Consider the following 11,296-nt stretch of genomic DNA (forward strand, 5'->3'; position numbering starts at 1 on the left):
CCATGGTGTTCATCGTCCTATCCGCCCAGGTCACGGGCAACAAGACTCTAAAACAAGTTGGTCCCGTTTACCGGGGGCACGCCAATCATCTATCGCACCATCGGCAAGGTAGCGCTGAGCGAGGGCCATGCCGGCAGGCTCTGTCTCAGCGCTAATGGCTCGTTCGTGCCAGACAGCCTCGACGTAGGCCGCACTTCCGAGCATGAGCGATTCGGCGATTGATCCGGCGAGCGCGCACGTTTCGCGCCATTGGCTGCGTCTAACTTCTACCCACGTATCCGGTTCGAAGTCGTTGCGGCTGTACTTCCATGCTCGGACGCAGACGCGGTGCACTTCATCGACGCCGAGTTCGGCAAGTTCGGGGCGGGTGCTGGTGTCTCTTTCGTGAGCACCGATGTGCATCAGCCGAGACCAGGCTGCGACTCCCCGTGCATCGTCAGCATCGCTGTCTCCGTCGACCATGTTCCCTCCGTCTGGGTCGATAGCGTAGATCATCGGGGCTGGCAGGTCCGCCGTGACGAGAACAACTAGCTGTCGGCAAGCTCTTCGAGACGCACCTCGATTGCGGCGAGCACCGTGACCAACCGAGGATCAATAGCGACATCTGGGCTAACGCGGAGGTGGTAGATCTCACGCCGAATCTTGGAGAGTGCCTCGACCACTTCGTGTTGTAGATAACCTGCTGGTAGCTCTAGATCGATGATCTGCTGAGTGTTTTCGATCGCGCGGTCGAAGTTGCCTGTGTGCAGGTCGGCAACAGATTGTAGGGCGCTAAGTCCGATTCTCTCGCTCGGATCGGCATTCCCAAGCAAACTTATGACGAGTTCACCGAGTTCGTGGAAATTCCCAGCTTCGTAGAGCTCGTTGATCTTCGTATTTGTTGCCGCTGGCCGGGCGGCCGCCCGCGGGTCGCTGTCCATGATCTCTTGCAATGTTTGAACATACGGGTGGAGTGACTGCGCCGATCGGCATTCCGACGTGCGGGTGAGCCACAGCCGAAGGTCACCGGCAAACGTGTAGCCGATGTCTTGGTATGACTCACGGGGGTCTGAGACGAGCGCGGTTATGCCGCCAACTGCCATGCCGGCGGGGACCTCCAGCACCTGGACTGGTGCTTGCAGGAATGAGAGGTCGTGAATCATGTTGGTCAGCAATGGGACGGTGAGTGCACGTGCCGCCGGCTCGTCGCTGACAAAGTCCAGGGTCCTTCCTGCCGCTACTGCAAGTTGAAGCGATTGTTCGTACCGTCGCCTACTCGCATGGCACGTGCTCAGTTCCAGGAGTAGCAGCGCCTTCGTATAGAGGTAGACGCGACGACGCTGCGGCGATGGTGACGACAGAGGTTCATGCTCGCCGACGACGGCAAGTACTGCCTCAGCGTGCATTCGGATCTGGTCGGTTCCTAGGAAGTCGCCCATCGCACGCAAGGAACCGAGCCACCCTCGCAGGAAGTGCATGAAGACGGTGGCATCCTGCTGAAGGACTCCGAGCGGCACTGTCTTCAGGCGTGAGGTCTGCAGAATCTGGTGGATCAGTGGGTGAATGTTGATTGTGTCGTTGGTCGGACTGCGCGGCACGTCTGGTCGCAGCCGCCGGCTTGCAATCGATTGTGTTCGCAGGACAGCTACTACACCGCGGCGCCAGGCGGGTTCGACCTCAACGGGCGGCGGTGGGTGTGCGACGTCGATCGAAACCTCTTCCGTCGTTGCAGGTAGCACGAGGTTGAGCGGTATCTGCTCGGGTGCAAGTAGACAGCCGACTTCGAGAACTGCGCGGGCGCTTGTTCCATGACTTGCGGGGTCCCGCTTTCCGAGCTTCGCAACAGCATGCCGGATGGCCTTGAACGCTGTCTGGTTAAAACCTTGGGGAATTGAAAGCGTATCGTCGAGTGCTGCAAGGTCAGAAAAGTACTGGTCGGAAAGTTCTGTGATGTCGCCTTCGGCGTTCGCAAAGTAAATGCCAGCCATCGAAACGGCGAGAGGAACTCTCCCGAGTATGTTGACGACGTCACCAACCACTTCGTCGGACGCTTCGCCGCTGATACCAGAATATGCGCGAAAGCATGAGATGCCTTCCGCAAGTGTGAATTCGCCGACCTCAATGACTGTTGCGTCGGGCCACCAGCCGAGTGCGTTCGTGCTCGTGATGAGAATGGTGCCATGTCCGCGCGTCGGGAGGTATCGTTCAATTTCAGGTCGTTCAATGACGCCGTCGAGGACGAGCAGCCATGGACCGGGGTGACCGCTGAGCGCGCCAGCAAATGCGAGCGCAACGTCACCGTCCGGCCTGATTTTGTCGTTGGTTAGCTGCACAAATAGATCCATCGCTTGGCTCTCGATATAGTCAAGGTCACGACAATCGAACCAGCAGATGAATGCAAACGATGCTGCGTCGACGTGGCAATAGTCCGCGGCAATTACAGACTTTCCTGCTCCAGTGTGACCGACCAAGACGACACGCGGCGGCGTCATCGACGTGTCACCTGGACGAATGCCATGCAATTGATCGAGGTAGCCGATGCGCGGCGCCGTAGATGCGTAGTGGGGGATATTGGCCACCACGCGCCCCCAATCGAACCCACCGACGACTTGAGCGATCCTTACATCCGGCATGGCCAGAAGCTCGATAAACTCCAGAGCAGTGATCCGTTGCGGTGCGTTAGATGCAGCAGCCGAGAAGATACTTTCGAGCAAGACAGACACCAGCGAATTGCAGGTCAAATCGCCTTGGCTGAGCTGACGATCTTTCCGAAATTCACGGATGAGCGCGCATATGGACTGTCTGATTTCGTGTTCGCTTCGGCTGTCCACGTATATCGCGGGATACGCAGATGCATCCACTTCGCTATCATCAGGTGGCCATCGATACATCAGGACGCCGTCGGGCAGCGCAGAACCGGTATCGACGGCCACAGAGTTGGCGAGCATCGGCGAAAGTGGCTTATTTGTATAGAGCGCAGAATGTGTTGCGGGGTTCGCATGCAGCCGATTGAGGACCTCGCGCGCGGGTGCAGGCGTCAAAGGGTTTTCTGCAGGGGCCAGCGATGATTTCACTTGGTAGTGATGAGAATGGATGTCGTCGACGACAAGGCCGAAGTCGACGATGTCATCTGATTCGTCGCCTGCTTGCAGAACAACAGGCTCGACGAGGAGGTCGGTTCTCGGAAGAAGGCTGAGGTTGGCGCGCATGTGGCGAAGGAACCGCTCGATCGTGATCATGTACTGATACCGAAGTCCGTACGCGGCAATAGTGCCGCCACCCGCAGTCATTCTCGTGTTCCTTCTGATCCAGTGGCCGCGTAGCGTGCGTATGGGTTTGCAGCGAGTTCAGCGTGGCGATGCGCGACTTGGTAGATGTAGCCGAGCATTTCGGCGACGAGCGGTGGTGGAACTTCTGTGACGAGTGCCCGCAGGGCGGCGTTGCGGGCGCCCAGGAGGTCGACGCCGAGGCTGCGGATGCGGTCCATGAGGGTGTTCGGGTGCAGGTGAGTGCCGGGCCGGTAGCCCGGAAAGAGCCAGTCGCTGGCAGTGCCGGCGGTGGTGCGGAGGTTCGGCCGGTGTGTGAGGTGTTCGTTCAGCAGGTCGGCGAATGGAGCTGGCACTGGGACCGGTTCGTTGCCGAGGGCAAGGCGTAGTTCGTCGGGCGCGATGACGATGTCGGTGGTCTGCAGTGACGCGATCTTGACGAGGGGTTGTGCGTAGAGCAGGAGCAGGATTCCGGCTACGCGGTAGGGACGGGATTCGGCTGTGCCGGTGATGAGTTCGCGTAGCCACCGCAGGCGCTGGTCCTGGGTGCATGTGCGGACTGTCTTGGCTTGGCGGTGTCCGATGGTGATGGTCTTGTTGATGCGGCTGGCCTTGGCCCAGACGAAGAATGTGCGGATGAGATGTCGGGTGGTGGGTCCGGTGACGAGCCACTCGTCGACGTCGCCCTGGCGGCAGTTTTCGACCGTGCGGCCGTAGGTCTCGTGTAGCCAGGTCAGGAACTTGATGGTCTCGGTGATGTCCTGCTTCGACGCGTGAACGGGTCCGCGGGTCGGCTTGTCGGATGCCGAGAGTGCGCGTACTCGTCGTAAGTGGTGCCATGTCGCGAATTGTTCGACCGGCTTGCGGACCGCGGGGTCGTCGATCGCGTCCAGCTTCACGTCGATCCAGTCCTCGAATCGAGCGAGGTAACGATCCCGCTCGGGAATGAGGCCGTGGTGCTCGAGGAGACTGCGGAGATGCCGTACTCGGTGCCCGTCACCTTCGCCGTCAAGGCCCTCGTGGGTCAGCGGTATCGCGCCGGTTGCCAAGCGGCGCAAAATATCTTGCACTTCGTCGGAGCGCTTCCAAGTCAAGATGCTTTCCGGTCGGTGAGCTGAGTAGAAGGCGTCGACGAGCGTAGTCATAGCGGACGGGTCGGCGGCGTCGTTAACCATGAGGACGGTGAGGTCCGTGCGTAGCGCGCAGCGGGCGCATAGTCCTGGGCGGCGGTAGTGTTCGGCCTCAGCTCCGCAACCTACGCAATGGAAGTCGTCGGGAATGCCGGCGCAGTCGACACAGGCAGGTTCGCCGTTGATGCGGCCGGGGAGCATCCGTTCGAAGCTGCAACTCGGACAGAATCCATATGTCCGCATGGCATCGTGAAAACAGATTCCGCAAATGCGTCCTTCCGGCCAACGCGCTCTTGGCCGGCCTGCCGGCCTGCCGCACCGATCGCAGGTGAAGTCGCCGGTCGTACGCGGTCTGCCGCGCACAGTGTTCCGGCGCCGGACTTCAATAGCCATCGGTGATCACCCGTGCTCTACGTGGTCGGACAGCCTTGTTCAACTCAACGACATTGGGAGAGGAGGACGACACCTTCTTGCGCCGTGCGTCCGTCGCGGTGACAGTGACGAGGTCTTCGATCCCGCAAGCGAAGATGTCGCACAGGGCAGCCATCATGTGCAGCGACACCCGCTCGGGGCGTTCCTTCACCAACCGGTAGACCTGCGGGCGCGACAAATCAATTCCTCGCTCAAGCAACAGTGGCATGAGGTCAGTGGTGTTATGCATGCCGCGTGCGGCCATCAACTCGGCCAGCCGCCACGTGTAATCGACCTGGCGCTTCATGACAATCCTCCTTCGTCGATCGCCAGTGCGTCGGCGATCGTGGCATCCAGCGCGCGGCGCAGGGTCCGAGTACGGAAATCACTCGATACGCAGGTGTAGAGCGAGGTCGTGCTCGCGTGTTCGTGGCCCATTTGCTGCTGGACAAACATCGGATCCCAGCCATCCTCGATCAAGTGCGTCGCATACGAGCGGCGGAGCGAGTGAAGATCCAAACCCTCCGACAGCCCGAGCTCATCGCAATATCGTCGGAGACGGCGTATGAGTGTCGTCTCCGATAGCAGAACGCCGCGCTCGCTGGGGAACAGATCGATCCCGTCGTCGAGGTGTGGCTGGCCGTTGGCGAGCCAGTCGGTGAGAACCTCGGGGGTCCAGTCGAAGACTGTCAGGATGCTGCGTCTCTTGTGCGGCGATCCGCGTTTGGCCTTGCCGTAGCGCACGTGCACCACGCCGTGGCGGCCGAACTCGCGGGCATGAGGGTTCTTCGCGAAGTCGACCGTCTGGAGGTGGCGTAACTCGTTGAACCGCAGGCCATACGAGTACGCAACCTTGAACATCACCGTATCTCGGTAGGCCGGCAGCCACCCCTTGCGGCCGCGAAGAACACCTGAACCGGGTGTTTATCGAACCTGTGTTCACACACCCGATCCCATCCGTAGTCGGGATCGCTGACGTACGAGCAGAACATGCGCAGGGCATTTTGGTAGGCGCGCATCGTCGTGTGTTTCGCGTGGTGCACCCCTCGCAGATCACCGAAGAACTCGTCGACCATCGACGGCGTCCAGGTCCAGGGGAACTCGTTGGTGTAGGCGAGGAAGCGGTTCACCAGCTTCTCTCGCTGGTTGATCGTGTCGAGTCGGAGGTTGCGACACAACTGTTGATTTCGCCAACCAGTGAGCATTTCCGCGATCGTCTGCTCCTCCGGATGCAGGGGTTCGACCGACTCGACCAACCACACGCGACCGCTCTTGTCGACCGCCAACGAGGCCTCCAACCCGTCTCATCCGATGAATCATTGATTCGGCGAATGCATCATAAGCATATCGATGCTGGTCACGGGATCGAGTTGGCGCACGTCTGCGGACGTGTCGCGGACCAGTTGGGTCGGCATCGGCAACGCGAGTCCACCAATCGGGCGGATTGCTGCAGGTCAAAGGGTGATTCCAGCTTGAGGCCCCGCTGGCGCGGCATCCGATACCGGGAGAGCCGTTGATTCATCTGATGCAATACGCAGTGTTTTAGTTGACATAATGTTGATTATCGGCGAAAAAAAAGACGAAATGCATTCGGCGAGAACTCGTCGTGCTCAGGCTGTTGTCCGATCCGGGAAATGTTGGCAGGAGTCCGGTTTAACGTGAGAGTTGTCCGATCTGTAGCGAAAATTCAGTACTAGATGAGAGCTGCCTGCGGCGTCGCGTGCGATCGACTGCTCGACTCGGCTAGTCGCCGATGGCCGTTGCCGGACCTCAAAACGTCACTGTGACGTTTTGCGGCCAGTCTGTCGTAGCCTCTTCACGCCCACATCGACATGTCTCGGGCAATTGTGCAAGAGCGCTTGCACGATTTGCCGTATCTACGACATCGATATCAGCCTTGGCCGCTGGCCAAATTGTGCAGCGGGCCGCTGCACAATTTGAGATCGGCCCTCCCCTCCTTGTCGATGCTCGCTGCTGCGTTCCGCTCGCCCGGCGGACTCCCATACTCAGGTGTTGAATGGCCACGTTTCATGGATAACCGTGCTTCTTGATCGACCGCAGCACCCGCAAACCCGCCAAGCACACCATCAAGGCATACCGGCAGGACTTCGTTGGGATTGCCTCATTGCTGACAGACCGTGCGATCTCCGGTTTACAGCCGGACCAGTTGACGAAATCCGCGATGCGCAGCGCATTCGCCCAATTCGCGCGATCCCACTCTGCTGCGTCGATCCGTCGATGCTGGTCGACGTGGAACGTACTTTGCACCCACCTGTACAACGACGACGTCATTCCGGCTAACCCGATGCCGTCGGTCGGTCGGCCAAAGGTCGACAGGACGTTGCCGAAAGCCCTCACGATCGAGACGGTTTCGACGGTGCTTGCGGCGCTCGACAAGGACGATGTTGGCCGAAACTCGTGGCCTGAACGGGATCGCGCCATTGTTCTAACGGTGCTCCTCACTGGGTTACGTTCCGAGGAACTGATACAGCTAAATGTCGGTCAAGTCCGCATCGTCGATGACGGAAGCGCCGTCCTCCATGTAAGAGGAAAAGGAAACAAGGATCGGCACGTCCCTGTCGAGAGCGGACTGGTCGTCATTCTCGAGCGCTATCTGGGAAGCAGATCTGAGCGTCACGCTCGTTTGTCGACGTCCAGGCGAAGGCCAGGCGCAAAACTTTCGTCATGGGAACCCACGTCTCCCCTGTTCGTCGGCACAACGGGTGATCGGATCACGCGGGGCACTCTGCAATACCGCGTACGTCGTCTGTACCGACGAGCTGGGGTGGACGGACAACGCGAAAAAGGTGCGTTGGTTCACGGTTTGCGGCATACCTATGCAACTGCGCTTGCGAATCAGAAAGTCAGCGTTTACACGCTTATGAAGCTCCTCGGCCACGAGTCGATGGCAACCGCGCAGAGGTACGTCTCAGGAGCTGGCGTCGAAACACGGCCGGCGGCAGCACTCAACCCGATCTATCGCCTGGTCGTAGCCGAATCGGATGCCGTCGATCAACGCGGTGACCCACCATCCAGCTGACGGTGAGTTTGTCGTGCAGAACTTCAACTTTGTATTGTTAGCTTTCCTAAAGCCAGTTCAAATCGTGCTGCTGGCGGGTTGCATCTGACCCTGGCCAATTTGTGCAACAGCGTTGCACAAATGCCGCTAATCTCATCGAAGCGGGCGGAACAGGAGTAGGTGGATACCCCTCACCCAACTCGCCAAACAACGTGGCGCATCCAGGATCATCGCGACCGCCGGTAGTCCGCTCAACCGTGAGCGCGCTCGACACCTCGGTGCCGATCCCGTGTTGGATCACACTGATATCGAGCGGCCTGGCCTCATGCGAGACATGTTGAACGACAACATGATCGATGTGGTGTTCGAGTCCATCGGAGTAGATACCGTGCCAGGGTCCTGGACTCGATGACCCCGCGCGTGGGCAGAATGCAGTTCTACGGGCTGCTTAGCGGACAACCCGCGGCCATCTCGTCGCAAGATCTGCTCGCTCGCGGGCTCACCCCTCTCCGGCTGCTGAGGTCCGGCCTGGCTGTCACGGGTCGCAGCGGCCCGCACCGAAATCCTCGCGATTGCCGCACACGGTGAATTCACACCTCTCGTCGATACCGTCGTCCCGTTGCACGATTCGCGCACGAGCAGATCGAAAACCGCAGCGCGAAAGGGATGTTCGTATTGACTCCCTGCCAGTGTTACCTGGCCGCGGATGTCCACGCGTTGCGTTCTCAGTGCGCGAACGAGTCCGGTTCGCAGGAGCGACGCGAGCGTTACGGCGCTTCCAGTGGCTTCGTCGAAGGATTCTCCAACACTGCGCGATCGTCATCAGGCCGGACCCAGGAGATCTCGACGGTTCCCAGAAGTATCAAAGGAGAGCGGATTGCGAAATTGGCAGCCATCCAACACCGAACCCGCGGAAAAGATCGCAGTTCGGCGCCGCCAACACGGGGGTGTCAGAGCTGTATCTTGGTGAACAGGGTGGTCCCGTAGACCGCGTCCACTTTCATCCGATCGGTCTCTGCGAACCCGACCTTGGCCAGCACGCGGCGAGATGCGGTGTTCCAGTCCCAGACCGTGGCCCACAGCCGTTCGTACCCGGACGATCTCGCCCTGTCCAAACCGCCAACGACGCCTCGGTCGCATATCCCCGACACCACACTCGGCGAAGCATCTCGAACGCCAGCTCCGGTTCCCCTTCCACACCTCGTCCGCTGTCGACCAGCCCGCAGTAGCCGACGACGTAGTGAGCGGCCTTTCGCTCGACCGCCAGCAAGCCGGTAGACGATGGCTGGTTGGTACGGATCGATTCCTCGAGCTCTGCGACGGTGGGGTGTCCATCCGCGTCGATTCGGCGGTGCGGCGGAACTCGTGGATCGCGTTCGGTCCACAGCTCACGCTGGACGACAGCCTCGGCTACCCGCCAAGGTCTGAGCAGCAGGCGACTCGTCTCGAGTTCAACCTCGCGGCCCGGGGTCGCTCCAGGTGCCATGACAGCAACTCTCTCACCGGCGCAGGTGCGGTCCTTCCGCCGACAGGACCGCCGAAGTTGTCACGTCGACAGAAACGGAATCCTTTCTCGCACAAACCTTTAGGCGCGCGACACTCGTCATAGGACCTGGTCGTTCAAGCCTCCGCCGGCGGCGGAACGTGCGTATCCACCGGATCGTGAGCTGATTCCGGTACGGCGCAGGGCAGATATCGATGGGGCCGGAGGTTGATTCGACCGTGCCGTCGAGCGTGCCGGACGACACCCGGCTTGCTCGTGGATCTTTCGCCGCTCTGCCACGTCGTCTGTGCAGGCTATGGACGGTCCGGGCCAAGAAGGTCCCATCGGTTTCCGGAAACGTCGAGGAAGACCGCAATACGTCCATACTGCTCTGCGCGGGGTTCGGTCACCAATTCAACTCCGCCGGAAAATATCCGACCATACTCGGTTTGAAAGTCATCGACCCGCAAGGAGAATCCGACGCGGCCCGCGACCTGGTGCTCTGGATTGGCGTGCGCGTCGCATCGGGCACATCGACCAAACGCTCCTCCCCGCGGGCGGCCGCGGTGAGTGCACATATCGCCGTCTTGCGGTGTTTAGCAGAATCGCCATTGCCTCGCTGTTGACGCTGCCGCAACGGCAGCCTCTAGCGTGTGAATCTGGCACGCAACGAGAGGTTCTGACGTCGATGAGTTGGTCGATACAGCATGTGGCCCGACCTCACCAACCTGCCGGAACTGCTCACGGACATCGTGCGCCGCGGACGATCCTGATCACATCACCTCGCTGCAACTACCCCACGACGCGCCGAAACACTTTCGGCCCAGGAGTCGACGAAATCATAGGAGCTGCACCTGCAAATAGGCGTGCCCGCGGATGCCCCCAAAGTGTGCCCACATTGCCGCGCTCGGTTCGTTGTCCGAGGCCCGCCGATTGGTGAACTCCCCGTCCAATTTGTCTGATTTGACACGTTTGGCAACCTCTCATGACCTTTGCCTTCGCCGCAGCCGCAGTCAGGCTCTCGCGCCGGGCGCTCTGGCTCCGCGCTCGGCTTGCAAATGGCCGAATTTCGGCCTCAGTGCCCCATCTTTCAAGCCTCCGACGGTGCCGGGACGTGCGTGTCCGCCGGAATCGTGAGCTGATTCCGGTACGGGGCGGGGAAGCTATCGATCGGGCCGGACTGTGGTGCGGCGGTTGTTCGCGCGCGCCGAGCGACGCCCGGTTGCAGGGTGTCGACCTCGAGGGCGTAGATACGCGTGAATCTCTCGTTCCGAACGAGCGATGCGAACCGCCGGTTGCCGTCGAGTTGGCCCATCGCCATCCGGAAACGGAGGAATCTAAGGAAAGATCAGCCTGTGTTCCAACGCCGCCGCCGTCAACAACTTATCCAAGGACTCCGCACCCTCACCAAAACGGTCGAGAGCGACGCACGAGCCATGAGTACCTGGCCCGATCACAAGCTTCGACACAAGACGATTGAACTCCAGAAGCGACATGCGAATGCCCACGAGTCTCTGGATGAGCTGTTAAGGGATGCCTTTGCCCTCGTTGCCGAGGCGTCAAATCGTGTTTTATCAAGGTCCATCTCCACTTCTCAACTAGCGGCCGCGTGCGCGATCCATATAGGCGGGGGGGTAGAACTTACGCACGAGGACGACGAACCGGACCTCGTCTGCGTGGCAGTGGCATACCTTCGTGCGCTTTCAGGCGCCGGTGTTCACGTCATTGCGATAGACGAGCAAACCTCGACGGACGACTTCGCAAAATTGGCGGCGCTCTATAGCTTTCTCGGCCTTGAAGCCCGCGACATCCATGAGGGAATGAACGCACCCACTCGGCAGCTTGCTTACGCCAGTGACGTCACTTATGGCCCACTCACCGAGTTTTGCTCGGACTACATGATCAATATGCTGAGCACCCCACTACCACATCGCCCGATCCGACAGAGGCTAGCCTCCGGCTTTCACCGTAATTCAGTCTGAGACTGTGTCATTCATGAAGAAAGGTG

At 60.1% G+C, this 11,296-nt stretch carries 9 protein-coding genes and 2 pseudogenes; 3 read left to right on the top strand and 8 right to left on the bottom strand.

Annotated elements, in window-relative coordinates; genetic code table 11:
- Positions 1–30 precede the first annotated feature (30 nt).
- From ACHIRB_RS12615 to ACHIRB_RS12640, 6 genes and pseudogenes are all read right to left on the bottom strand, one after another.
- Positions 31–462: a hypothetical protein gene (locus ACHIRB_RS12615; RefSeq protein ID WP_395126556.1), complete on the bottom strand. Its 432-nt coding sequence runs from the start codon at positions 460–462 to the stop codon at positions 31–33.
- A 65-nt stretch (positions 463–527) separates the two neighbouring features.
- Entirely contained in the window at positions 528–3,269 is a 2,742-nt protein-coding gene (locus ACHIRB_RS12620) for a hypothetical protein (RefSeq protein ID WP_395126557.1), read from the bottom strand.
- Complete coding sequence (locus ACHIRB_RS12625; protein WP_395126558.1) at positions 3,266–4,390, bottom strand: recombinase XerD; 1,125 nt, start codon at positions 4,388–4,390, stop codon at positions 3,266–3,268. Before ACHIRB_RS12625 ends, ACHIRB_RS12620 begins: the two co-directional genes overlap by 4 nt.
- A 367-nt stretch (positions 4,391–4,757) precedes the next feature.
- The gene (locus ACHIRB_RS12630; RefSeq protein ID WP_395126559.1) at positions 4,758–5,093 is read right to left on the bottom strand and encodes a helix-turn-helix domain-containing protein; all 336 of its coding nucleotides are present in this window, start codon (positions 5,091–5,093) and stop codon (positions 4,758–4,760) included.
- A pseudogene (locus ACHIRB_RS12635) lies at positions 5,090–6,072 on the bottom strand (tyrosine-type recombinase/integrase). The gene ACHIRB_RS12630 and the pseudogene ACHIRB_RS12635 overlap by 4 nt, the downstream one beginning before the upstream one ends.
- 742 nt (positions 6,073–6,814) lie before the next feature.
- Positions 6,815–7,144, bottom strand: coding sequence for a hypothetical protein (locus tag ACHIRB_RS12640; protein ID WP_395126563.1), 330 nt, complete (start codon positions 7,142–7,144; stop codon positions 6,815–6,817).
- Here ACHIRB_RS12640 and ACHIRB_RS12645 point away from each other — a divergent pair.
- Together ACHIRB_RS12645 and ACHIRB_RS12650 are read left to right on the top strand one after the other, a co-directional pair.
- Complete coding sequence (locus tag ACHIRB_RS12645; protein WP_395126561.1) at positions 7,092–7,826, top strand: tyrosine-type recombinase/integrase; 735 nt, start codon at positions 7,092–7,094, stop codon at positions 7,824–7,826. The two genes, ACHIRB_RS12640 and ACHIRB_RS12645, sit on opposite strands and share 53 nt — an antisense overlap.
- Positions 7,827–7,989: 163 nt before the next feature.
- Positions 7,990–8,217, top strand: a complete 228-nt coding sequence (locus ACHIRB_RS12650; protein ID WP_395126562.1) for a zinc-binding dehydrogenase — start codon at positions 7,990–7,992, stop codon at positions 8,215–8,217.
- A 538-nt stretch (positions 8,218–8,755) separates the two neighbouring features.
- Here the strand turns inward: ACHIRB_RS12650 and ACHIRB_RS12655 are convergent.
- Both ACHIRB_RS12655 and ACHIRB_RS12660 read right to left on the bottom strand, forming a co-directional pair.
- Positions 8,756–8,920, bottom strand: a complete 165-nt coding sequence (locus tag ACHIRB_RS12655; RefSeq protein WP_395126565.1) for a GNAT family N-acetyltransferase — start codon at positions 8,918–8,920, stop codon at positions 8,756–8,758.
- A gap of 59 nt (positions 8,921–8,979) precedes the next feature.
- Positions 8,980–9,291, bottom strand: a pseudogene (locus tag ACHIRB_RS12660) (GNAT family N-acetyltransferase); the annotation flags it as partial.
- A gap of 1,352 nt (positions 9,292–10,643) precedes the next feature.
- Here ACHIRB_RS12660 and ACHIRB_RS12665 point away from each other — a divergent pair.
- On the top strand, positions 10,644–11,270 hold the full coding sequence (locus tag ACHIRB_RS12665) for a hypothetical protein (RefSeq protein ID WP_395126560.1): 627 nt from the start codon (positions 10,644–10,646) through the stop codon (positions 11,268–11,270).
- Positions 11,271–11,296 lie beyond the last annotated feature (26 nt).

Origin of the sequence: Antrihabitans spumae, from assembly GCF_043944905.1 — a bacterium.
GTDB classification, from domain to species: domain Bacteria; phylum Actinomycetota; class Actinomycetes; order Mycobacteriales; family Mycobacteriaceae; genus Antrihabitans; species Antrihabitans spumae.